This is a genomic window from Plastoroseomonas hellenica (genome assembly GCF_018129085.1).
GTDB lineage: Bacteria > Pseudomonadota > Alphaproteobacteria > Acetobacterales > Acetobacteraceae > Plastoroseomonas > Plastoroseomonas hellenica.
In genome coordinates, this window is sequence record NZ_JAAGBB010000006.1 from 58,598 (window position 1) to 81,146 (window position 22,549).

Here is a 22,549-nt window from a genome sequence, read left to right on the forward strand (position 1 = left end):
GACACCCCATCCGCCATTGGCCGCTATGGAGGCATGGACGGTCTTCCTATTGAGAGGGGATGACGAGGTTCGATAGGCAATCCGCTTTTCGCAACGCGTCGCTCGACGACCTCGGCGCCACCGCCCAGATCATCCTGCGTTGCTAGGCACCGGCGTGTTGAACGGGCTCAGTCAGTCCGCTTGGGGCCTTCGAAGGTGCTCGGGCAGTGCCTTGGCATAGCGCTTTCGGTCAGTGGCGTTCATGACGCGAGTGCTCCCCCTCAGACCGACAAAGGCGCCGCTGGCGGGAAGCCAGGTCACGCAGCCGAGCGTGATGAAATCCGTTCCAGGTTCAATCGAAATAATTATGTATTCCCACAGTGATCCATTTTCTTCGACGGGGAAAATCTCTGCCGCGAAAACGTCGCCGCTCTGCAGAACGACATTAAACTCGTAACTACAAAGTCCTAGTCTTCGGCTGCCGATAATTTCAAAGATCCCCATGTGGCGAGAAGATTACTTTTGTGAATAGGGGTCAGCTTTCTGATTTCATGCCGAATCTAGCAGGCGCCCCAACAAGCGGACATAGGACTTCAAGCCAGCCTTCGGCGCCGCTTCACGGTGCTGCGCAGGTCTGATTCCCGGGCAGGTCCCATGCGGCCTCGGCTGTCCGGAAGCGCTCCGTGCGTCGCTTTCCGGGTATTCGGCAAGCGAGCGCTTACCCGTGCTCCCCGTGCACGGCGGGAGCCGACGAGGCTGTCGCGGCGCGCGCATGCGCGTCCGGGGGATCGAGGCTTAACCTGCCAGACGCCGGCGACAACACAGCAAGGCGGGCATCCGCCTCCTTGAACGTCACCATTCGATCCGCCTCCTCATCCCAAAGGGCGTAGCGGAAGGCCCGCAGGCCGTCCTTCAGCGTGAGCACGTGCACGGAGGCGAATGCCGGGTGCGCCAGATGGCACTCCTCGAGGCGATAGTTCGGCACCCGGGGTGCGAGGTGGTGGATGTGGTGGAAGCCGATGCTGCCCGTGAACCACTGCAGCAGCCGTGGCAGGCGAAGCAGCGAGCTGCCCTCGATGGCGGCCGTCACCGCGTCCCAGTCATCATGGCGGGCCCAGGATGCGCCGTCGAACCGATGCTGGAGCGAGAACAGCCACACGCCGGCGATACTCGCCGGTACCATGACGGCCAGCAGCACCAGGGCGACGGGCCAGAAGCCCAGGAAAAAGCCGAGGCCGCCATAGAGTACGAGGATGGCGAGGTTGGTCATATGCACATTGCGGCGCTCGTTCACCCATGCCGCAGGGGTGTCGAACGGCAGCCGATAGACAATGAAGAAGACAATGGGTGGCAACACAAGCAACGCGATGGCGGGGTGGTTCAGCAGGCGGTGCCACCGCCGCTGCCAAGCGCCAAGAGCGCTGTACTCGGCGACGGTCAGGCAGGTCGAGTAGATGTCGCTCCCGCGACCCTCCCGGCGGTCGAGGTCGTTCCAGGTGCCGTGATGCTGCGCATGCTGGCGCCGCCAATGGGCATAGGGCGTGAGAGTGAAGAGCGAGCACAGCCGCCCGAGCGCATCATTGGCCCGCCTCGACGGCAGGAAGGACCCGTGGCCGCAATCGTGTTGGATGATGAAGGTCCGCACCGTCATGCCTGCCGCCGGCAACGCCAGTAGGGGCACCAGCCACCACCAGCCGACGGCGAGGCCGTAATGCATCGCGACCAGAAGCGCTACGAGCGGTACCAGGGTCGATCCGAGCTGACCGATCGCGGCGCCAGGCATCGCCTGCTGAAATTGAAGCGCGGCCGCGCGCAAGTCTCCTGCGGCTGCGTTGGAAGCGCCATTCGCCGCGTGAGCCATGGACGTGTCCTGCTCCTGTTGTTCAAATCGCTTCCGACAACCTTCCCGCCGGCAGACCTGCGATACGCCTGCTTCACTTCGTCTGGTGGCGCCTGTCCGCCTTGACGATCGCATCCTCCGCGCTGATGACGGCATCATCCGGCTTCTGGGGCGGATCTTCCGGCGGCCTGTCGCGCACCTCCACCTGAGCCTTCAGCCTGGCGACCTCAGCCTGGAGCTTCTCGATGAGAACGATCGCCGCGTCCGCCGTCCGTCGGCTGACCGGGGCGCTCTTCAACCGCCTGATCACGTCGCGCGTTGTCATGGCCCGCCTCCACCAAGCCAGTCAGGCCCTGTACTATCGCACACTTATGGTCGCGAAGTATTCCAGAGCGTGATGACTTGAGGTGGAATCGCCGAAAAGTCTGAATCATGCGATGAAACAATGGGCTGGAGCATGATGCGCGATCGCTTGCGAGCGCATCATGCTCCAGCGCGGCAGCTCAGCGTTCGAAATAGCGCGGCCGGTCGATGTCGGCGATGAGGCCAGGCTGGGTCGGCTGCCAGCCCAGCAATGCCCGGGTCCGCGCGCTGGACGTCGGGGCGTCCATCCCCGCAAACAGCGCGAACCAGCCGAAATGGCCGGCTGCCTCCTCAGGGGATTTGGCGACGACCGGAAGGTTCAGGCGACGCCCGATCACACCGGCGATGTCCTTGAACGGCACGCCCTCCTCGGCGATCGCGTGATACCGGCCCCCGGCGGCGCGCTGCTCGAGCGCCAGCCGGTAGACGCGGGCGGCGTCGAGGCGGTGCACCGCGGGCCAGCGATTGCGCCCGTCGCCCAGATGGGCCGCGGCGCCGGCCTCGCGCGCGACGCCGATGAGGTGTGGGATGAAGCCATGATCGCCATCGCCATGGACCGAGGGGGGGAGGCGGACCACCGAGGCGCGCACCCCGAACGCCGCCAGCGCGTCGGCCGCCGCTTCCGAAGCGCGGGGATAGGCGGCGGATGGGGAAGGGCCCCGATCCTCCTCCGTCGCGATGCGGCCCGGCGCCAGATGCGCAACCCCCGAGGTCACCAGCAGCGGGCGATCGGAGCCGGCAAGCCCGGCCCCGAGCGCCTCGATGGCGCGACGGTCCATCGCGCAGTTCTCCGCGAATTGCGAGAAGTCGTGGTTGAAGGCGGTGTGGATCACGCCATCCGCCACGGCCGCGCCGCGGCGCAGGCATTCGGGATCCTCGAGCGAACCGCGATGGACCTCGGCACCCGCCGCGGCGAGGGCCGCCGCCCCCGCCTCCGACCGGACGAGGCCGAGCACCTGATGGCCTGCGGCGATCAGGTCCTGGACGACGGCGGAGCCGACGAAGCCGGTCGCGCCGGTGACAAAGACACGCATGGGGACAGTCTCCGGTCGTGGTCGGACGCCAGTGCCCCCACAGGGATATCCTGGTAAAGTAGTGACGTTATCGGGGTATGATGACCAACAGGATGAGCACGTCGGTCGCCAGCGACAATCCGCTTGGGATGTACCTCAGGGATCGCCGGACGAAGCTCGATCCGGCGGCCTTCGGCTTTTCCGGCGCGCGCAGGCGGACCCCCGGCCTGCGCCGGGAGGAGGTGGCCCAGCGCGCCAATATCAGCGCGACCTGGTACACATGGCTCGAACAGGGGCGAGGCGGCGCGCCCTCGGCCGAGGTGCTCGATCGGATCTCCCGCGCCCTGATGCTGACCGATGTCGAGCGCGAGCATCTCTTTCTGCTCGGCCTCGGCCGGCCGCCGGAGGTGCGGTACCAGACGGCCGAAGGTGTCACGCCACGTCTGCAGCGCGTGCTCGACGCGCTGGAGCTCAGCCCGGCCCTGGTGAAGACCGCCACATGGGATGTCATCGCCTGGAACCGTGCCGCGGCCGCGGTGCTGACCGACTACGGATCGCTCCCGCCCGAGGAACGCAACATCCTGCGCCTCATCTTCTGCGATGCGCGCGTCCGCGCCGCGCAGTTCGATTGGGACAGCGTCGCGCGGTTCGTGGTGGCGGCGTTCAGGGCGGATGCGGCGCGCGCCGGGGCCGCTGCCAGGGTGGGAGCCCTCGTCGACGAACTCTGCCGGTTGAGCCCGGAGTTCGAAGCGATGTGGCGCGACAACGACGTCCGCAACTACGGCGAGGGCGTCAAGCGTTTGCGGCATCCGATCGCCGGGCCGATCGCCTTCGAATATTCGGCCTTCGCCATCGACGGCCGGCCCGATCTCGGCATGGTGGTCTACAATCCCGCGACGGCGGCGGATGCCAGCCGCGTCAGGTCGCTCCTCACCTAGCGCCTACGGATCTGCACCCCTTGACCTCAACTCGACTTGAACTGGCACGGTCGGCCTTTCGATGCCTGACGGCAAGCGCGAGGAGATGATCATGGATCTGGGACAGCGGACCGATGACGAGCAGACCAAGCTCTGGAATGGCCCCGCCGGGCGCGCCTGGGTCGAGGTGCAGCCGGTGCTCGACCAGATGTTCGAGCCGCTCGAAGACCTGCTCGTCGCAGCGGTCGCCACCGGCGCGGGAAGCCGGGTGCTCGACGTCGGCTGCGGTACCGGCGGCACGACGCTCGCCGTCGCACGGCGGCTCGGTGCCAAGGGAAGCTGCACCGGCATCGACATCTCGGATCCGATGATCACCGCCGCCCGCGCCCGCGCCGAACGGGAAGGCACGCCCGCAAGCTTCATCCGCGCCGACGCGCAGAGCCACGCTTTCGCGCCCGCGCGCTTCGACATGATCATCTCGCGTCTCGGCGTGATGTTCTTCGCCGATTTCGTCCGGGCCTTCGCAAACCTGCGGCATGCCGCCACGGAGGGCGCGCAGCTCCGGTTCATCGCCTGGCGGAGTGCGGCGGAGAATCCGTTCATGACGACGGCCGAGCGTGCCGCGGCGCCGCTCCTGCCGAATATCCCGGCGCGCCGGCCCGACGCGCCGGGGCAGTTCGCCTTCGCGGACCAACGCCGGGTCCGCCGCATCCTGCAGGAGAGCGGCTGGGCCGGGATCGACATCCGGCCGATCGATATCGCCTGCACCCTGCCCGAGACGGAGCTGGTCCGGTACCTGACCCGGCTCGGCCCCGTCGGCCTGATCCTGCACGCGGCGGACGACCGGACCCGTGCCGAGGTCATCGAGGTGGTGCGCGCCGCCTTCGCCCCCTATGTGCACGGCGCGGAGGTTCGCTTCACCGCCGCCTGCTGGATGGTCGGGGCCCGGGCGCCGTCCTGATACGGGGTTGCGAGGCTGCGCACATGGTGGGCCGTCGCAGCGATGCGGAGGATTCGGATATGAGCCCGGTCTTCGAGGATTTCGACGCTATCGATGTGGAGGCGGGGGAGGCGAGCATCTTCCTGCGCCGGGCGGGATCTGGCCCCGCCATCCTCCTGCTGCACGGGTTTCCCCAGACGCATCTGATGTGGCGGCAGGTGGCGCCCTTGCTCGCTGACCGCTTCACGGTGATCTGCCCCGATCTGCGCGGCTATGGCCGCAGCGGCTGCCCTGCTTCGCGGCCCGATCATGCGCCCTATGCGAAGCGGGCGATGGCGAAGGACATGGTGGCCGTCATGGAGACGCTTGGGTTCCAGCGCTTCTCGGTGGCCGGGCATGATCGCGGCGGCCGCGTCGCCTATCGCCTGGCGCTCGATCACCCCGAGCGCGTGGAGCGCCTTGCGGTGCTCGACATCCTGACCACTGCCGATGTCTGGGAACGGGCCGATGCCAGGCTGGCGACGGGCTTCTGGCCCTGGTCGCTGCTGGCGCAGCCCGAGCCGCTCCCGGAGCGCCTCCTGTCAGCCGCGCCCGAGGCCGCCATCGACGATGCGCTCGGTGGCTGGGGCTCTCCCGCCGAGGCGTTCAGCCCCGAGGTGCGCGCGGCCTATATCGAAGCGCTGCGTGATCCCGATCGCGTGCATGCGATCTGCGAGGAGTATCGCGCGGCGGCGACCCTCGACCGCGTGCATGATCTGGCGGACCGCGAGGTCGGGCGGCGCATCGCCTGTCCCGTCCTCGCGCTCTGGAGCGGCCGCGGCGCCTTGGAATCCTGGTATGCGGAAGCCGGCGGCCCGCTGGCGCTGTGGCGGGCCTGGGCGGATGACGTCCGCGGCGGCCCGCTCGACGCGGGCCATTTCTTCCCGGAGGAGATCCCGGAACAGACCGCGGAAGAGCTGCGCCGCTTCTTCGCCGCGACGGCGTGACAAGCGGCAGCCGCGCTCAGCCCGCGCGGAAGCGCCGCCGATAGGCGCTGGGGCTCACGCCGACGAAGCGGCGGAATCTGGCGCGAAAGGTGACGGCGGCCTCGAACCCCGTCGCCATCGCGATGTCGTCGATGGAGTTCGGGGTGGTCTCGAGCAGCGCCTGCGCCAGCAGGACGCGCATCCTCAGCAGCCATTGCAGCGGCGTCGTGCCGGTCTGCTCGCGGAAGCGGCGCGCGAAGCTCCGCCTGCTGACGCCGGCGCGCGCCGCGAGCGTCTCCACGTCCAGGGGCCGATGCGCATTCTCGCGCATCCAATCGAGGAGAGGTGCGAGGCTTGCCGCCGAGCCCGGCGGCTCATGCCGGATGTATTGCGCCTGGCCGCCCTCGCGATCGAGCGGCGCGACCGCAAGCCGCGCCGCCTGCGCCGCGACAGCCTGCCCATGATCGCGGCGGATGAGATGGAGGCACATGTCGAGGCCTGCCGAGGCGCCGGCGGATGTGACGATGCGGCCTTCGTCCACGAACAGCACCCCGGGATCGACCGTGATCGCGGGGAAGCGACGGGCGAGCTCGGCGGCGCCGATCCAATGCGTCGTGGCGCGGCGGCCGTCGAGCAGCCCGGTCGCGGCTAGGACGAACGCGCCCGAGCAGATCGAGGCCACCCTTGCCCCCTTCGCCCAGGCGGATCGGATGGCCGCGAGCACGGTGGGCGGGATCGGCCGCGACGGATCCTCGATGCCAGGGATGATCACGGTCTCGGCCTCGTCGAACCGATCGAGCCCGGACGCGGCCCTGAGCGCGAAGGCGCCGGTGCGCACCTCCTCCGCTTCCCCGCAGACGGTCACGCGATAGGCGGGCGCTCCGTCCGGCGCCTGCAGGCGCCCGAACACATCGCAGGGAATGGCGAGGTCGGATGGCACGAAGCCATGCATGGCCAGGATTGCGACGCGATGCATCGGGCGCTCCAGGGAACAGCGGCGGATTCCGTCCGATACATTCTATGGCGCCGATCCTGGCCGTAAATGATCGGTGTTTGTCATTCCGGCCACTCACGCCTGCAGCATGCGGCGCGTACAGGGCCTTCCCCAGACATGAGGAACCGGAATGCAGAGGGAGAAGATTGCCGGGCGAGGCGCCGCGACCGCAGTGGCAGATCAAGCGGCCGAACGCGCGCAACTCCGCCGGCTGGAGATCGCCTCTGTCATCGAAGCGGCGACGCTCCTCCTGCTGATCGGTCTCGCCGTGCCGCTCAAGCACCTCGCTGGTTGGGAGCCGGGCGTGAAAGCGATGGGACCGATCCATGGCCTGGCCTTCGTCGCCTTCGCATGGACGGCGATGCAGACCGTGGCAGGAGGGGGATGGAGCCGCGCCGAGGTGGCGCGCCTCTTCGCGCTCGCCTTCCTGCCCTTCGGCGGCTTCCTCAATCTCGGACTGCTGTCGCGCAAGGCGGCCGCGCTGCAGCCCGGGAATGTCGGACCATGAGCGTCGCCGCGCTGTATCCCTGGCTCAAGGCGCTGCATGTCGCCGCCGCCATCGCTTTCGCCGGCGGCCTTCTCGCCCTATCCGTGTTTCTCGCCGCCGCCGCGGCCATCCCCGGAAGCGTGCCGGGCGCGGCGCGCGTCATGCGCCGCTGGGACCGGGCCGTAACGACGCCGGCGATGCTGCTGGTCTGGGCCTTCGGCCTTGCTCTGGCTCTGTCCGGGCACTGGTTTGGTGAGACTTGGTTGCAGGCCAAGCTGGCGATCGTGGTCGTCCTGTCCGGCCTCCACGGCGTGCAGTCCGGGTACCTGCGGCGGCTCGCCGGCGGCGCCGCGGTTCCATCCTGGCGTCCGGCGCCCTTCATCCTGCTGGGGATCCTGGCGATCGCCGTGCTCGCGGTCGCCAAGCCGTAAGGGCGGCGCCGAGCGCGGTTTCACGGCCTTGGTGTCTCGGCCGCCCGCTCCCAGGCGAGCTTTCGCGCATGGGTCTGGATATCGGCCGGCCAGGCAGCGCTGTGCTCCGCGAAGCGCTCGCGATCGCCGGCGAAGAGCGCCCGCGACGCTTCCTCGAAGCCGGGAAGATCGCCCGCCATCGCCGACATGAAGCGATAGGCCGCCTCCTGGGCGGCGCGCGACTGGCTGCGTCCGCCATCGGCGCGCCGCGCCTCGTCCACCAATCGGCGGAGCGCATGCGAGGCGCCGCCGCGCTGCGTCGCGAGCCATTCCCAATGACGGGGCAGCAGGGTCACTTCACGCGCGACGACGCCGAGCCTGGGCCGGCCTCGGCCCCGGGATGGCGCATTCTCCTCCGCGTCATCCTGACCGGATGGGCCGGCCGGCCGCTGCGCGCCCTTCGCCTCTTCGAGAAGGCGCGACACGATCTCCGCCGTGCCGCCCCGCAGGTCCAGATCGATCACGGCACCCGTCGCGTCGTCGAAGGTGAGGAGCGGCCCGGTCGGGTTCCTGGCCAGGGCGGCCTTCGCGGCCAAGGCCACATCGACCAGGGCGCCGCTCGCGATGCGGCGGACGCCGTCGAAGGCCGTGCATGGCCTGGACAGAGGATCGGGCATGGGGCTCTCCCTTTCAGAGAGTGATAATTACCCGGATCAAATTGATCGCGTCAATATGACCCGGGTTATATTGCTCGCAGTGGCGGCCGCGCCTCCTGTTCGTCTCTATGATGGCCCGGCCGGCACTCCCGATGCCGGCGGGAGGGCGAACCATGGACAATCCCCTGCCATCGCGCTTCGCGACGCACGTGGTCGGCAACCAGCCGCCACCGCTCGCCGAACTCGACCTCTTCACCACCGACCGCGCGCTGACCGAGGCGGTGGCGCGTGAGGGGGCGGGCTGGGCGCAGCCGGATCTCGCGGAGTTCGGCCGCCGCCTCGGCACCGCGGAGACGCTGGAGCTCGGCCGCCTCGCCAATGCCAGCCCGCCGATCCTGCGCGCCTTCGACCGCTACGGGCATCGGCGCGACGAAGTCGAGTTCCACCCGGCCTGGCACGCCACGATGGCGCTCTATGTCGGGCAGGGCCTGCATGCGAGCCCCTGGTCGGATCCGCGCCCAGGCGCGCATGTGGCGCGCGCAGCGGGGCTGCTGCTCGCCTGCGAGGTCGAGGCGGGCGCGGCCTGCCCGATCGTCATGACCCATGGCGCGATCCCCGTGCTGCGTGCGGCCGCGCCGAGGCTCGCCGCCGGCTGGCTGCCGAAGCTGTTCTCCCGCGCCTACGACCCTGGCTTCCGGCCGGTCGCGGAGAAGGCCGGCGCGCTGATCGGCATGGGCATGACGGAGAAGCAGGGCGGCTCGGACGTGCGCGCCAATGCGACGCGCGCCGAGCCGGTAGGGGAGGGCGCCTATCGCCTGGTCGGGCATAAATGGTTCCTCTCGGCCCCGATGTGCGACGCCTTCCTGGTGCTCGCGCAGGCGCCGGGCGGGCTGACCTGCTTCTTCCTGCCGCGCTGGACGCCGGACGGCGATCCGAACGCGCTGCGCCTACAGCGCCTGAAGGACAAGGTCGGCAACCGCTCCAACGCCTCCTCCGAAGTCGAGTTCCAGGACGCTCTCGCCTGGCCGCTCGGCGAGGAAGGGCGCGGCGTGCCGACCATCATCGAGATGGCGACGCATACGCGGCTCGACTGCGCGCTCGGCACCGCCGGGCTGATGCGGCGCGCACTCGCCGAAGCCATCCATCACGCGGAGCATCGCAGCAGCTTCGGGCGGCACCTGGCCGATCACCCGCTGATGCGCAACGTGCTCGCCGACCTGGCGCTGGAATACGAAGCGGCGGTGGCGCTCGCCATGCGCTTGGCCCGGGCATTCGACGCCGGAGAGGATCCGGCCGAGGCCACCTTCCGTCGGTTGATGACGCCGGCCGCGAAATATTGGGTGTGCAAGCGCGGCCCTGCCTTCGCAGCGGAGGCGATGGAGGTGCTCGGCGGCAGCGGCTATGTCGAGGAAGCGCCGCTCGGACGCCTCTATCGGGAGATGCCGGTGAACTCGATCTGGGAGGGATCGGGCAATATCATGTGCCTCGACGTGCTGCGCGCGATCGCCCGCGCGCCCGCCGCGCTGGAGGTGGTGATGGCGGAGCTGCGGCCCGCCGCCGGGGCCAACCCGCTATTCGACGCCTGCCTGCGGCAATTGGAGGCGCGTCTCGCCGCCGGCGTCGCGGAGGAGGAAGCGCGGTCCGTCGTACAGGTGCTGGTGCAGGTGCTGCAGGCATCGCTGCTGCTGCGCTTCGCACCGGCCGCCGTGTCGGACGCCTTCTGCGCGTCGCGCCTGCGGGAGGGCGGCACCCAGGGCGCCTTCGGAACCCTGCCCGCTGGCCTGGCGACCGGGGAGATCCTGGCGCGGGCGCGGCCGGGCTGACCGGGCATGGCTGCCGCCCGGCATCGTCGGGTGGTCCGCCTGATGCGTATCAGGGGTGCATGCTGGCGCCCTTGGTGATCCTGTCCACGATCCGCTTCTCGGCGCGCAGCCCGATGCCGACGACCCTGGCGTCCTCTGGCCCGAAGCCCGCGAATGCGGCACGGTTGGCGGCGTCATGGCCGGTCGAGAACATCTCCTCGATATAGAGCGAGGCGGTCACGCCGCGTTCCAGGGCACGCCGGTGGATCGCCGCCATGGTGGCCGCATCGGCTGCCAGCACGATGATCGGCTGCACGGAGAGGGCGTTGTAGAGATGGCCCGCGCGGTCGCGATAGGGTTCGCCGATCACCCCTGGCGATTGCGCGACGACGCCGCTGGTGAGGAAGGCGGTGACGTTCAGCGCCTGCCAGGACGCGAGGTCGTCACGCAGGACGATCGCGAATTTCGTCTCGAAGATCGGGCGTGCCTCGGCGGGCGATGGCGGCGGCTGGGTCATGGGGACTGATCTGACGCCTCGGGCATTCCAGGGTCTTGGACGTTCGTGCGAAACCCCGGGCGGCGGCAGCATCGTGCCCGCGCCGCCATCCCCGGGCATCGAGCGGATCGAGGCGCGCTTCTTCGGCGATGCCTTCACGCCGCATCGCCACGACACCTATGCGCTCGGGGTCACGCTCGACGGCGTGCAGCGCTTCCGCTACCGCGGCGAGGAGCGGCACAGCCTGCCCGGCCAGGTCATCGCGCTGCATCCGGATGAGCTGCATGACGGCGGCGCGGGTACCGAGGACGGGCTGCGCTATCGCATGCTCTACCTGGAACCTTCCCTGCTGCTGCGGGCACTCGGCGACCAGGCACCGCTGCCCTTCGTCCGGCAGCCGGTGCTGACCGACCCATCGCTCCGCGCCGCCTTGCTCGCGGCGCTGACGCCGTTGGAGGAAGGGCTCGACGAGATCCTCGTCGCCGATGTTGTGGCCGCGGTGGCGCGCGGGCTGGCGCGGCATGCCGGGCGGCCGCTGAAGCCGTCGGGCCGGCTGGCACCGCGGCAGGTCCTGCTCGCGCGCCGCCAGGTGCTGCTGGCGCGCGACCATCTCGAAGCGCATGCGACACGGGCGGTTGGGGCGGCGGAGCTGGAAGGCGTGACCGGGCTCGACCGCTATGCGCTGTCGCGCCATTTCCGGGCCCTGCTCGGGACCAGCCCGCACCGCTTCCTGCTGATGCGCCGGCTGCAGCGGGCGCGCCGCATGATCCGGGCGGGCGAATCGCTCGCCGACATCGCCGCGGCGACCGGCTTCGCGGACCAGAGCCATCTGAACCGGCACTTCAAGAAAGCCTTCGGCCTGACACCCGGACGCTGGGCGGCGCTGCTGGGTGCCGGCCGCCAGCGCGCATGACCACCGTACCGTTTTCGCAACGGTACGGTATGCGAAATGGCGCGAAGGTGGGTGGCGATGCCGGTGCCGGCGGCTATTCTCCGCTGCGCTGATGGCGGATTCGCAACCATCGCCGAAGCGTCACGTTGTCTCGCGGTTCATTGCTGATCGGGAATTTACGCCATGAGATATCGCCTCGCCGCCATTGCCATGGCGCTCATGCCCGTCATGGCGGAGGCCCAGATCGTGCCGACGATCCCGTCCGCGCCGACGCCGCCGCCGCCGGATCTGCGGGCCACCCTGTCGCTCTCGATCGAGAATGACGTCTTCACCGGCACCGATCGCTATTACAGCAACGGCCTGCAGCTCTCCTGGACCTCGGCCTCCGCCGATCTGCCGTCGCCGCTGGCCTGGCTGAACCGGCAGCTCGATCCGGTGATGGGGCCGGGACAGCTCCGCTGGGGTGCCGCGATCGGGCAGTCGATCTACACGCCCGAGGATACTGAGCGCCGCAACCCTGATCCGCGGGACCGGCCCTATGCCGGCTTCCTCTACGGCACCATCTCGCTGGCGCGCGATGCCGGCACCAGCTTCACCCTGTTCGAACTCCAGGCCGGCCTCGTCGGCCCCAGCGCCCTTGGCGAGCAGGTGCAGAACAATTTCCACGACCTGATCGGCGACGGCCGGTCGCGCGGCTGGGATTATCAGCTCAAGGACGAATTCGTGTTCGGCGCGGTGATGAGCCGCACCTGGCGGGTACCGCTGGTGCGCTTCCTCGGCATGGAGACGGAGCTGCTGCCCTCCGCGACGCTCGCCGCCGGTACGATCACCAGCCTCGCCGGCGCCGGCGCCGTGCTGCGCATCGGGCAGGGGCTGGAGGCGGATTACGGGCCGGCGCGGATCCGCCCGGCCCTGGCGGGGTCCAGCTTCTTCCAGCCGCGCTCCGGCGATTTCGGCTGGTATGTCTTCGGCGGTGTCGAGGGGCGCGCCATCGCCAACGATATCTTCCTTGACGGCAATACCTGGCGCGAGAGCCGCCGGGTGGATCACCGGCCCTTCGTCGGCGATCTCCAGGTCGGCGCGGCGATCATGTGGGGCGGCGTCCGCTTCGCCTATACCCAGGTCTGGCGCTCGGAGGAGTTCTACGGCCAGCGCGGCGGCGCCCAGCAATTCGGCTCGGTCAGCGTGACCTTCCGGTTCTGAGGGCGCCGCGTGCGGCAGCGCGTCCTCGGCCTGATCGGCGGCATGAGCTGGGAGAGCTCGGCCGAATACTACCGCCTGATCAATGCAGGGGTGCGCGACCGGCTGGGCGGGCTGCGCTCCGCCCGCATCCTGATGTGGTCCTTCGACTTCGCGGAGATCGAGGCGCTGCAGCATGCCGGACGCTGGGACGACGCGGCGGCGCTGCTGGTCGAGGCCGCAGAGCGGCTGGAGCGTGGCGGCGCCGAATGCCTGGTGATCTGCACCAACACGATGCACCGCATGGCGGACGCCGTGCAGGCGGCGGTCGAGGTGCCGCTGCTGCACATCGCCGATCCGACCGCCGCGCGCATCCGGGCCGCCGGCATAAGCCGAGTCGGACTGCTCGGCACCGCCTTCACCATGGAGCAGGATTTCTACCGCGGCCGGCTGGAGGCGAAGCATGGGCTGGACGTGCTCGTGCCGGACCACGCCGACCGCGCCCTGGTGCACCGGATCATCTATGAGGAGCTGGTGCAGGGCCGGGTCGAGCCTGCCTCCCGCGACGCCTATCGCGCTGTCATCGCGCGGCTGGTGGAGCGCGGCGCCGAGGCGGTGATCCTCGGCTGCACCGAGATCATGCTGCTGGTCCGCCCGGAGGACAGCGCCGTGCCGCTCTTCGACACGACGGCCATCCATGCGGAGGCCGCGGTGGACTTCGCGACTGGAGATCAGCCGACCGCGTCGCAGAGGTAGCGGCGGACCTGGTAGGGCCCGGCCGCCATGCCCGGGCAGAAGCTCGCGACGATCGGCTCCAGCCGGTTGTAGAGATCGAGGTAGCCGGCGTTCAGCGCCTCCAGCCGCTCCCGCGCCGCCTCCGCCTCCTCGGCGAGCTTCGTGAGGTCGAGGGTCAGCAGCTCCCCGTCGCGCACCACGAAGCGGCCGCCGATCATGACGTGGCGCACCGCGTTCCCGTCCTCGGCATGGACGATCTGGTTGACCGTGCCGTTATGCGGAATCCAGTTCACGTGCCGGAGCGAGAGGAAGACGATGTCCGCCTTCATGCCCGGCGCGATCGCGCCGATATCCTCGAAGCCGAGGGCGCGGGCGGAGCCGGCGGTCGCGGCGCGATAGCATTCCTCGACGCTCGCCCAGCCGCGCGGGTCCGGCGTCTGCACCTTGGAGAGCATGGAGGCGTAACGCATGGCCTCGTACATGTTCTGGTTGTCGGAGCAATTGGCGCCGTCGGTGCCGAGCCCGACATTGACCCCGAGGTCGAGCGCGCGGCGCAGCGGGAACATGCCGTTGCCAAGCCGCATGTTGCTGCCGGGGTTGTGCACCAGCGACGCGCCGCGATCGGCGGCGAGGCGCATGTCGTCATCGTCGAGCCACACGGCATGGGCCGCCGTGAAGCGCGGCCCGACCAGGCCCATCACATCCATATGCGCGAGCAGCGTCTTGCCGTAGCGCTTGATGCCGGTGATCGCCTGCACCTTGCTCTCGCCGACATGGCTATGCACCGCGAGGCCATGCGTCTTCGCCATCTTGGCGCAGCCGCAGAGGAAGTCGTCGGAGCAGTGGTGCGGGATGGTCGGCGCGATCGCGTAGCGGATGTCGTGCGACGCCCAGGACCAGCCCTTCAGCACCGTCTCCATGGCCGAGAGCGTCTGCTGCCAGGCCGGCAGGCGGAGCCGCGCGACATCCTTCTGAAGGCCCTCCGGCAAGGCATCGTGCAAGCCGGGGATCGCCTCATACACCGTGCGGTCGGCGACCATGGGCGCGATGACCGCGCGCATGCCGATGCCGGCATAGGCTTCGGCCACCGCATCCATGCCCTCGACGGTCGGCAGCGGCAGCTCGGAATAGAGGTCATAGGCGGCGGTGCAACCCTTCAACACCATCTCGGCGGCGACGATCTGGGTGGCGAGCTTCTTGTCGGCGAGTGCGCGGTTGCCGCCGATCCAAGGCGCCGCGGCGAGCAGCAGCTCCAGCGTCCACTTGTCGCCCTGGCCACGCGCGAGGCCGCCATGGCCATGGGTATGGCCGTTGATCAGGCCGGGATGGATCAGCATGCCCGCCGCGTCGACGATCGTCGCATGCGCCGGCGCGGTGAGATCGGTGCCGACGGTACGGATCACGCCGTTCTCGATCAGCACGTCGCCGGCTTCGGCGCGGCGCAGCCCGGCATCGGCGATGCGTGCGCCGCGGATAAGCGTGATGCCCGGTTCGTTCTTGGCCATGCTCGGGCCTCCTTGCGTTCAGGCGGCGAGGGCGGGGCGTTCCGCGCCGCTCGACCAGGGAAAGAGCAGCCGCTCCGCCAGGGCGACTGCCTGGAAGAGCAGGATGCCGAGGATCGCCAGGATCACCACCGCGCCGAAGGCGAGCGGCGTGCGGAAGAAGGCCATGGAGGTCTGGATCAGATAGCCGAGACCCGCATCGGCACCGACGAATTCGGCGACCACGGCGCCCACGACCGAGAGCGCCGCCGCCACCTTGAGCCCGCCGAAGACGAAGGGCACCGCGAAGGGCAGGCGGATGCGCAGCAGCTCCTGCAGGCGCCCGGCGCGACAGGAACGGCCGAGCTCGATCAGCTCGGGCGGTGCTGCCAGCAGGCCGGCCACGGAGGCGACGACCAGCGGGAAGAAGGCGACCAGGAAGGTGACGATGATGCGCGGCGCCTCATTGGCGCCGAGGGCGACGATCAGGATCGGTGCCAGGGCGACCTTGGGGATCGACTGGGTCACCACCAGCAGGGGATAGAGCGCGGCGGCTATGGTTGTGGAGGAGGCGATCGCCATCGCCAGCGGCAGGCTGACGGCGATGGAGGCGGCGAAGCCGAGCAGCACGGTGCCGAGCGTCGCCAGGGTGTGGTTCAGCACCATGGGCCAGGCCGCGGCGATGGCGCGCGCAATGACGCTCGGCGCCGGCAGCAGGAATTCCGGGATCGCGAAGCCGCGGCAGGCGGCCTCCCAGAGCGCGAAGAAGACGATCAGCGCGATGGTGGCGGGCAGGGCGCGGGCCATCAGGCGGCGGCCCGCGCGGCCTGGCCGCGGAAGATGTGGTCGCGGATGCGCCGCGCCGCGGCCTGGAAGGCGGGCAGGCCTTCCTGGTCGAAGCTGCGCGGGCGGGGCAGGGGGATCGCGACATCGTCCACCACCCGGCCCGGGCGCGGCGACATGACGATGACGCGGTCGGCGAGCAGCACCGCCTCGCTGATCGAATGGGTGACGAAGACGACGGCCATCGGGCTCTCGGTCCAGAGGCGGAGCAGCTCCAGGCTCATCTCCTCCCGCGTCAGGGCGTCGAGCGCGCCGAAGGGTTCGTCCATCAGCAGGATGCGGGGCTGTTGGAGCAGCGCGCGGCAGATCGCGACGCGCTGCTGCATGCCGCCCGAGAGCTCGCGCGGCAGCCGCCCTTCGAAGCCCGCGAGCCCGGCGCGGGCCAGCAGGGCGCGGGCGGCGTCCTCCGTTCCCGGCCCCGCGCGGCGCATCAGCCGCATCGGGAAGGTGACGTTCTTCAGCACATCGGCCCAGGGCAGCAGGGTCGGCGCCTGGAACACCATCGCGGTGTCGGTGCGAGCGCCCGTGACCTGGGCGCCATCGATCGCGACGCGTCCGGCGCTGGGTGCGACGAGGCCGGCGATCAAGCGCAGCAAGGTCGACTTGCCGCAGCCGGAGGCGCCGACGACCGCCACGAACTCCCCCGGCGCCACGGTGAGCGAGACGTCCTCCAGCGCCTGCACCGCGCCGCCATCGCGGCCGGAGAAGCGCTTGCCCACGCCCTCGATCGCGATCACGGCAGCAGCGCCGTGGTCACCGCCTGGGTCGGGTCCCAGCCCGCGTTGAGCTGCAGGCTCTCGGCGACCACGCGCCAGGTGAAGGCAAGGCGCTCCGGCTCGAAGCGGCCGAGGCCGGTCGCGCGCTGGTGGTCGTTGAAGACGAAGCCCATGGTGGCGCGGATGCTGCCTTCACAGTCGTCCTGCTCGACCTCGGGGTTGCGGGCGACATGCAGCCGGCAGGCCTCGGCCTGGTTGGCATTGGCCCATTCGAAGCTGCGCTGCGCGCCCAGCAGGAAGCGGCGCACCAGGTCTGGGTTGCGCTGGATGGTGTCGTCGGCGGCGATGAGGCTGGCGGCGTAGATCGCGAAACCCGTCTCGACGAAGGGCAGCACCACGATCTCCTGCCCGGCGCGCTGGGCTGCCTTGTTCTGGTAGTACCAGTGGATGGAATAGAAGGGCGCGGCATCGACGCGGCGGCCGATCAGCAGCGCCGCCATGGCGGAGGCATCGGTATTCACCCAGGTGATGCGGTCCGGATCGGTGCCGGCGCGGCGCGCGACTTCGGGGAAATAGAGGCGGTGGCTGTTGCCAGGCGTCACCGCGATGCGGCGGCCCTCGAGGCCCCGGAAATTCGTGACGCCGGAGGAGCGCAGCACGAAGAGCGAATGCGGCGAATGCGTGTAGACGGCGGAGATCGAGCGCACCGGCACGTTCTGCTGCGCCCGCGCGGCGAGCACGGCGCCGACATCGGCGACACCGAATACCGCGGCGCCGGAGGCGACCTTGGTGACCGTATCGCCGGAGCCGTAGCCGCGCGCGAGCGAAAGCTCGATCCCCTGCTCCCGCCAGAAGCCGCGGGCGGCGCCGGCGAAATAGGCCGCGTGCTCACCGGTCGGGATCCAGTCGAGCTGGAGCAGCGCGCGGTCCTGCGCGGCGACCGGCGTCGCGATGGACAGCAGCACGCCGGCGATCGCGGCGAGAATCCTCGGCTTCATACAGTCCCCTTCCCTTGGCGCGGCCGCGGTGGGGCGTTCTCCCGGGCGGCATGCAAGGGCATGGCGTCGGGTTGCGCAAGCATCATTGATGAGAATCCGGTTCGAGCGGGCCTCGCCGATTGGCGAAACTGCGTGGCAAAACAAGAACCTGGATCGGCGACACGGGGCGAAGTCGATGCCGGGGGTTTCGCAGCCACGGCGTCAGGGCCATAAGCCTGCGAACAAGTGCGTCCGGGCCCCGGCGCGGAGGACGTGTTCGCGCGAGAGTTCTGAGGGATTGATGAACCGCCTGCTCGACGGCTATCGCCGCTTCCGGACTGAGATCTGGTCCACCGAGCGCGCCCGCTACGAGGAGCTTTCCCGGCGGGGGCAGAGCCCGGAGACCATGGTGATCGCCTGCTCCGATTCGCGGGTCGACCCTGCGACGGTGTTCGGCGCCGGCCCCGGCGAGCTCTTCGCGGTGCGCAACGTCGCCGGGCTGGTGCCGCCCTTCACGCCCGATGCCGGCCACCACGGCACCAGCGCGGCGCTGGAATACGGCGTGCGGGTGCTGAAGGTCGCCCGCATCGTCGTGCTCGGCCACGCCCAATGTGGCGGCGTGCGCGCCATGGTGGAAGGCGCGCCGCGGGAGGCGCGGGACTTCGTGGCGCCCTGGATGGCGTTGGCGGCGCCGGTGCTGGAATGCGTGCCGGTCGGCCTCACGGGCGACGCGCTGCTGCACCATTGCGAGAACGAGGTGGTGCGCCTGTCGCTTGCCAATCTGATGACCTTCCCCTGGATCGCGGAGGCGGTGGCCGAAGGCCGGCTGACGCTGCACGGTTTCCGCTTCGCGATCCATACCGGCGTCCTGGAGCGGCTCGAGGGCGACCGTTTCGTGCCGGTCGCCTGAACGGGCCCGCCCTTGCCGCTGGCCCGGAGAAGATCTGCCGGACGCCGCGGGGGGGATCGGGCTCCGCTTGCCTCAGGCGGCGTTCACAGCAGCTTGTCGAGCGTGATCGGCAGGTCCCGGATGCGCTTGCCGGTGGCGTTGTAGACGGCATTGGCGACCGCGGCGCCGACGCCGGTGATACCGATCTCGCCGATGCCCCGCGCGCCCATCGGCGTGCGCGGATCAGGGATGTCGGTCCAGATGACCTCGATCTCCGGCACGTCGAGATGCACGGGCACATGATACTCCGCCATGGTGGCATTCACGATGCGCCCGCTGCGCTCGTCGAACAGTGTCTCTTCGGTTAGCGCCAGGCCGAGCCCCATCACGATGCCGCCGCGGAACTGGCTGCGCGCCGTCTTGGCGTTGAGGATGCGGCCGCAATCGAAGGAGCCGAGGAAGCGCGCCACGCGCACCTCGCCGGTGCTCTCGCTCACGCGCACCTCGCAGAACTGCGCGGCGGTGGAATGCATCGACCATTTCTGCAGCTCGAGCGGCATCGGCGCCTCGGCCTGCACCGTGACCTCATCGCGTCCCGCCCGACGCAGGATGGAGGCATAGCTTTCGAAGCGCGCTGCGTCCCCGCGCTTGCCGAGCCCGGCGTCGCGCCCTTCCACCTCGTCGGTGGAAAGTCCGGCGAGCGGTGACGCATTGCCGGCGAGCTTCAGCAACGCCTTCACCAGCTCGGTGTGCGCGGCGATCACCGCGGCGCCGATCGCCGCGGTCTGGTTGGAACCGCCCGCCACCGGGCTCGGCGGCAGCTCGGTATCGCCAAGGGCGAAGCTGACCCGGTCGAGCGGCAGGCCGAGCCGCTCAGCCGCGACCTGGCTCTGCACGGTCGCGGTGCCCATGCCCATCTCATGCGCCGCCGCCGCGACCCGCGCCCGACCATCGGCGGTGAGCGTGATCCGTGCCGCCCCGCCGGGCATGCGGTAGTAGGGATAGGTGCCGGTCGCGCATCCCATGCCGATCAGCCATTCGCCGTCGCGCCTGGCACGGGGCGTGGCGCTGCGCTTCGCCCAGCCGAAGCGCTCCGCGCCCGCGGCATAGGCCTCGTTCAGATGGCGGGTGGAGAATTCGTGGCTCGATGTCGGATCCTTCTCGGGCTCGATGCCGCGGCGGAAGGCGACCGGGTCGGCGCCGAGCTTCTCCGCCAGCTCGTCGATCGCGCATTCGAGTGCGAAGGTGCCGATGGATTCCCCCGGCGCGCGCATGAAGGTATTGGCGAGCATGTCCATCTCCGCCACCTGCTGCACCAGCTTGAAGGTGCGCGCCGCATAGAGGTGTCGGGCCGGGAAGGTGAATTGCTCGGGGCAGGCATTGTGCGCCGTCATCGCGGCGACGCCGGTATGGATCAGCGCGTCCAGCTTGCCATCCGCGGTCGCGGCCAGCGCCACGCGCTGCTCGGTCTGGGTGCGCCCGCCGACCAGGCGGAAGACACCCTCGCGCGACAGCACCACCCGCACCGGGCGGCCGGCCAGCCGCGCCGCTGCGGCGCCGAGGATCTGGTGGTCCCAGAGGCATTTGCCCCCAAAGCCGCCGCCGACATAGGGCGACAGCACCCGGACCTGCTTGGGATCCAGGTCGAATACCTGGGCGATGGTCGCGGCGGTCATGGTGACGAGCTGGCTCGCGTCATGGATCGTCAGCCGATCGCCCTCCCAGGCGATGGTCGCGGCATGCAGCTCGATGGCGTTGTGGTTCTGGCGCGGGGTGGTGAAGGTCAGGTCGACCTTCACCGCGGCTGCGGCGAGGGCCGCCTCGGCGTCGCCGATCTCCAGCACTGCCGGCTCGCCCAGCACGCTTTCCGGCGGATGCGCATGCGCCTTCGCCGCCGCGAAGGCGGTCACTGCCGGCAGGCTCTCATACTCCACGGCGACCAGCGCCGCCGCTTCCTCCGCCTGCTCCCGCGTTTCGGCGAGGACGACGGCGACCGTCTGCCCGTTCCAGTGGATCTCCGCATCCTGCATGATCGGCAAGTCGCTCGCCCCGGCCGCCTCCGGCGTCGTGCCGAACAGGGCCGGCGGCTTCATCCGCGGCGCATTGCGGTGGGTCATCACCAGCGCCACGCCGGGCAGGGCTTCCGCCGCCGCGGTGTCGATCGCCTTGATACGGCCGCGGGCCACGGAGCTGTAGACGAAGCCGGCATGCAGCAGGCCGGGCATTGACACCTCGGCCGCGAAACGCGCCTGGCCCGCGACCTTGAGCGGCCCGTCGATGCGCGATACCGGGGCGCCGATCAGCCCGTGCCGGGTGGCGAGCGGATCGGACGCGCCGTCCGGCCGCCAGGAGGTTTGGGCCAGGGCGCTCATGGCCGCGCGCCCGCCAGCTCGCTGAGCGTCGCGGCGATCGTGCGCTTCGCCAGCTCGATCTTGAAGGCGTTGCCGCTGAGGGGCCTCGCTGCCGCCAGCTCCGCCTCCGCGGCTGCGCGGAAGGCATCGGCGCCGGCTGGCTTGCCGCGCAGCGCGGCTTCCGCCGTGGCAGCACGCCACGGCTTGTGGGCGACGCCGCCGAGGGCCAGGCGGACCTCCGCGAGTTTGCCGTCCTCGATCCTGAGCGCCGCCGCGACGGAGACCAGCGCGAAGGCGTAGCTCGCGCGGTCCCGCACCTTGCGATAGGTCGAGCGCAGCCCGGCCGCGCCGGCCGGCAGCTCGACGGCGGTGATCAGCTCCGCGGGACCGAGCGCGGTCTCGAGGTCGGGCCGATCGCCCGGAAGCCGGTGGAACGCGCCGAAGGGGAGGGAGCGCCTGCCGCCCGGACCCTCGACATGGACGATGGCATCGAGGGCGGCGAGCGCCACGCACATGTCGGAGGGGTGCGTCGCGACGCAGCTCGGCGAGGCGCCGAGGATCGCGTGGATGCGATTGAAGCCTTCGACCGCATCGCAGCCCGTGCCGGGCTTGCGCTTGTTGCAGTGCGCAGCGTCATCATAGAAGTAGTAGCAGCGCGTCCGCTGCAGCAGATTGCCGCCGACGGTCGCCATGTTGCGGATCTGCGCACTGGCGCCGGCGAGGATGGCGCGGGCCAGCATCGGAAACCGCTCGCGGATCGCGCGATGCTCGGCGACCGCCGTGTTCTTCGCCCCGGCCCCGATCAGGATACCGCCATCGGGGCGCGCTTCGATCGCCGACGACAGCGCCGTCACGTCGATGATGGTGCGCGGCCGTTCGATGTTCTCCCGCATCAGGTCGACGAGATTGGTGCCGCCGCCGAGGTAGTGGGGCTCCGGCGCGCGGGCGGCGAGGGCGATCGCGGCGGCGGTGTCCGCGGCGCGGTGATACTCGAAGCGCTGCATCACGCGGCCTCCCTTGCCAGGACCTGCCGGACCGCATCGATGATCCCGTTATGGGCGCCGCAGCGGCAGAGATTGCCGCTCATCCGCTCGCGCAGCTCGTCGTGATCGAGCGCGATCTGCGTGGCTGCGAGATCCGCGGTGACGACGCTCGGTACGCCCCGCCGTGCTTCCGCCGCCATGCCGACTGCCGAGCAGATCTGTCCCGGCGTGCAATAGCCGCATTGGAAGCCGTCATGTTCCACGAAGGCGGCCTGCAGCGCATGGAGATGCCCGGGCGTGCCGAGGCCCTCGATGGTGGTGATCGCGCGCCCCTGGTACTGCACGGCCAGGGCGAGGCAGGCATTGATCCGCTCGCCATCGACCAGCACGGTGCAGGCGCCGCAGGCGCCCTGATCGCAGCCCTTCTTGGTGCCCGTCAGTTGCAGGTGCTCGCGCAGCAGGTCGAGCAGCGATGTCCGTATGTCGAAGTCGATCTCATGATCGGCGCCGTTGATGGAAAAGCGCATATGGCTGCTCCGGTTTCGGCTGCGGCAGGGAAGCCCGTTGAACGGCGGCGGGCCCGGTAGGTTTCAGCCGAAGCGGGAACGATCAGACGGGCCACTGCGGAAGAAAGCTGCCTG

The 22,549-nt window shown here is 70.0% G+C and carries 24 protein-coding genes; 10 read left to right on the forward strand and 14 right to left on the reverse strand.

Translation table 11 applies throughout. From position 1 onward, the window contains the following. Positions 1 to 171: 171 nt before the first annotated feature. The 4 genes from GXW71_RS06540 to GXW71_RS06555 all read right to left on the reverse strand — a co-directional run bounded on the left by GXW71_RS06540 (position 172) and on the right by GXW71_RS06555 (position 3,216). Complete coding sequence (locus GXW71_RS06540; RefSeq protein ID WP_211851617.1) at positions 172 to 483, reverse strand: hypothetical protein; 312 nt, start codon at positions 481 to 483, stop codon at positions 172 to 174. 214 nt (positions 484 to 697) lie between these two features. Then, positions 698 to 1,840, reverse strand: a complete 1,143-nt coding sequence (locus GXW71_RS06545; RefSeq protein WP_246526348.1) for a fatty acid desaturase family protein — start codon at positions 1,838 to 1,840, stop codon at positions 698 to 700. A gap of 73 nt (positions 1,841 to 1,913) precedes the next feature. After that, positions 1,914 to 2,144: a hypothetical protein gene (locus tag GXW71_RS06550; RefSeq protein WP_211851618.1), complete on the reverse strand. Its 231-nt coding sequence runs from the start codon at positions 2,142 to 2,144 to the stop codon at positions 1,914 to 1,916. A 178-nt stretch (positions 2,145 to 2,322) separates the two neighbouring features. Then, a complete protein-coding gene (locus GXW71_RS06555) occupies positions 2,323 to 3,216 on the reverse strand; it encodes an SDR family oxidoreductase (protein ID WP_211851619.1) in 894 nt (297 codons plus the stop codon). A gap of 92 nt (positions 3,217 to 3,308) precedes the next feature. Between GXW71_RS06555 and GXW71_RS06560 the strand changes: the two genes are divergently transcribed. The 3 genes from GXW71_RS06560 (at position 3,309) to GXW71_RS06570 (ending at position 6,038) form a co-directional block, all read left to right on the forward strand. Next, a complete protein-coding gene (locus GXW71_RS06560) occupies positions 3,309 to 4,133 on the forward strand; it encodes a helix-turn-helix transcriptional regulator (RefSeq protein WP_211851620.1) in 825 nt (274 codons plus the stop codon). Between the two features lie 91 nt (positions 4,134 to 4,224). Beyond that, a complete protein-coding gene (locus tag GXW71_RS06565) occupies positions 4,225 to 5,073 on the forward strand; it encodes a class I SAM-dependent methyltransferase (RefSeq protein ID WP_211851621.1) in 849 nt (282 codons plus the stop codon). Between the two features lie 59 nt (positions 5,074 to 5,132). Next, complete coding sequence (locus GXW71_RS06570) at positions 5,133 to 6,038, forward strand: alpha/beta fold hydrolase (protein WP_211851622.1); 906 nt, start codon at positions 5,133 to 5,135, stop codon at positions 6,036 to 6,038. Positions 6,039 to 6,054: 16 nt separating this feature from the next. Here the strand turns inward: GXW71_RS06570 and GXW71_RS06575 are convergent, their stop codons facing one another. Next, positions 6,055 to 6,993, reverse strand: a complete 939-nt coding sequence (locus GXW71_RS06575; RefSeq protein ID WP_211851623.1) for a GlxA family transcriptional regulator — start codon at positions 6,991 to 6,993, stop codon at positions 6,055 to 6,057. Between the two features lie 148 nt (positions 6,994 to 7,141). On the opposite strand from GXW71_RS06575, the gene GXW71_RS06580 reads away from it, so the two are divergent. Both GXW71_RS06580 and GXW71_RS06585 read left to right on the forward strand, forming a co-directional pair. Continuing rightward, complete coding sequence (locus GXW71_RS06580; protein WP_211851624.1) at positions 7,142 to 7,519, forward strand: DUF3817 domain-containing protein; 378 nt, start codon at positions 7,142 to 7,144, stop codon at positions 7,517 to 7,519. Continuing rightward, the gene (locus GXW71_RS06585; RefSeq protein WP_211851625.1) at positions 7,516 to 7,929 is read left to right on the forward strand and encodes a CopD family protein; all 414 of its coding nucleotides are present in this window, start codon (positions 7,516 to 7,518) and stop codon (positions 7,927 to 7,929) included. The genes GXW71_RS06580 and GXW71_RS06585 overlap by 4 nt, the downstream gene beginning before the upstream one ends. A 20-nt stretch (positions 7,930 to 7,949) precedes the next feature. Here the strand turns inward: GXW71_RS06585 and GXW71_RS06590 are convergent, their stop codons facing one another. After that, positions 7,950 to 8,585 (reverse strand): DUF2239 family protein, encoded by a 636-nt coding sequence (locus GXW71_RS06590; RefSeq protein WP_211851626.1) that lies wholly within the window; start codon positions 8,583 to 8,585, stop codon positions 7,950 to 7,952. Positions 8,586 to 8,737: 152 nt separating this feature from the next. Between GXW71_RS06590 and GXW71_RS06595 the strand changes: the two genes are divergently transcribed. After that, positions 8,738 to 10,387: an isovaleryl-CoA dehydrogenase gene (locus GXW71_RS06595; RefSeq protein ID WP_246526349.1), complete on the forward strand. Its 1,650-nt coding sequence runs from the start codon at positions 8,738 to 8,740 to the stop codon at positions 10,385 to 10,387. Positions 10,388 to 10,436: 49 nt separating this feature from the next. On the opposite strand, the gene GXW71_RS06600 is transcribed toward GXW71_RS06595, so the two are convergent. After that, on the reverse strand, positions 10,437 to 10,883 hold the full coding sequence (locus tag GXW71_RS06600) for a DUF2000 family protein (protein WP_246526350.1): 447 nt from the start codon (positions 10,881 to 10,883) through the stop codon (positions 10,437 to 10,439). 73 nt (positions 10,884 to 10,956) lie between these two features. On the opposite strand from GXW71_RS06600, the gene GXW71_RS06605 reads away from it, so the two are divergent. From GXW71_RS06605 to GXW71_RS06615, 3 genes are all read left to right on the forward strand, one after another. Then, positions 10,957 to 11,775 (forward strand): AraC family transcriptional regulator, encoded by an 819-nt coding sequence (locus GXW71_RS06605; protein ID WP_367617258.1) that lies wholly within the window; start codon positions 10,957 to 10,959, stop codon positions 11,773 to 11,775. Between the two features lie 162 nt (positions 11,776 to 11,937). Further along, positions 11,938 to 12,957 (forward strand): lipid A deacylase LpxR family protein, encoded by a 1,020-nt coding sequence (locus tag GXW71_RS06610; RefSeq protein ID WP_211851629.1) that lies wholly within the window; start codon positions 11,938 to 11,940, stop codon positions 12,955 to 12,957. A 9-nt stretch (positions 12,958 to 12,966) separates the two neighbouring features. Next, on the forward strand, positions 12,967 to 13,689 hold the full coding sequence (locus GXW71_RS06615) for an aspartate/glutamate racemase family protein (protein ID WP_367617259.1): 723 nt from the start codon (positions 12,967 to 12,969) through the stop codon (positions 13,687 to 13,689). Here GXW71_RS06615 and GXW71_RS06620 read toward each other — a convergent pair. Genes GXW71_RS06620 through GXW71_RS06635 form a run of 4 tightly spaced genes read right to left on the reverse strand, consistent with a single transcriptional unit; the run spans position 13,665 to position 17,706 of the window. Beyond that, positions 13,665 to 15,173 carry an amidohydrolase family protein gene (locus GXW71_RS06620; protein WP_211851630.1) on the reverse strand — a complete coding sequence of 503 codons (1,509 nt, stop codon included), beginning with the start codon at positions 15,171 to 15,173 and terminating at the stop codon, positions 13,665 to 13,667. The genes GXW71_RS06615 and GXW71_RS06620 overlap by 25 nt on opposite strands. 18 nt (positions 15,174 to 15,191) lie before the next feature. Next, entirely contained in the window at positions 15,192 to 15,956 is a 765-nt protein-coding gene (locus tag GXW71_RS06625; protein ID WP_246526351.1) for an ABC transporter permease, read from the reverse strand. Then, positions 15,956 to 16,729, reverse strand: a complete 774-nt coding sequence (locus GXW71_RS06630) for an ABC transporter ATP-binding protein (RefSeq protein ID WP_211851631.1) — start codon at positions 16,727 to 16,729, stop codon at positions 15,956 to 15,958. The genes GXW71_RS06625 and GXW71_RS06630 overlap by 1 nt, the downstream gene beginning before the upstream one ends. Next, complete coding sequence (locus tag GXW71_RS06635) at positions 16,726 to 17,706, reverse strand: ABC transporter substrate-binding protein (RefSeq protein WP_211851632.1); 981 nt, start codon at positions 17,704 to 17,706, stop codon at positions 16,726 to 16,728. The genes GXW71_RS06630 and GXW71_RS06635 overlap by 4 nt, the downstream gene beginning before the upstream one ends. Positions 17,707 to 17,986: 280 nt before the next feature. Here GXW71_RS06635 and GXW71_RS06640 point away from each other — a divergent pair, with 280 nt between their 5' ends. After that, the gene (locus GXW71_RS06640; protein ID WP_211851633.1) at positions 17,987 to 18,595 is read left to right on the forward strand and encodes a carbonic anhydrase; all 609 of its coding nucleotides are present in this window, start codon (positions 17,987 to 17,989) and stop codon (positions 18,593 to 18,595) included. Between the two features lie 83 nt (positions 18,596 to 18,678). On the opposite strand, the gene GXW71_RS06645 is transcribed toward GXW71_RS06640, so the two are convergent. Genes GXW71_RS06645 through GXW71_RS06655 form a run of 3 tightly spaced genes read right to left on the reverse strand, consistent with a single transcriptional unit; the run spans position 18,679 to position 22,435 of the window. Continuing rightward, positions 18,679 to 20,946, reverse strand: coding sequence for a xanthine dehydrogenase family protein molybdopterin-binding subunit (locus GXW71_RS06645; RefSeq protein WP_211851634.1), 2,268 nt, complete (start codon positions 20,944 to 20,946; stop codon positions 18,679 to 18,681). After that, a complete protein-coding gene (locus GXW71_RS06650; RefSeq protein ID WP_211851635.1) occupies positions 20,943 to 21,929 on the reverse strand; it encodes an FAD binding domain-containing protein in 987 nt (328 codons plus the stop codon). The genes GXW71_RS06645 and GXW71_RS06650 overlap by 4 nt, the downstream gene beginning before the upstream one ends. Then, positions 21,929 to 22,435 carry a 2Fe-2S iron-sulfur cluster-binding protein gene (locus GXW71_RS06655; protein WP_211851636.1) on the reverse strand — a complete coding sequence of 169 codons (507 nt, stop codon included), beginning with the start codon at positions 22,433 to 22,435 and terminating at the stop codon, positions 21,929 to 21,931. Before GXW71_RS06655 ends, GXW71_RS06650 begins: the two co-directional genes overlap by 1 nt. Positions 22,436 to 22,549: the final 114 nt, after the last annotated feature.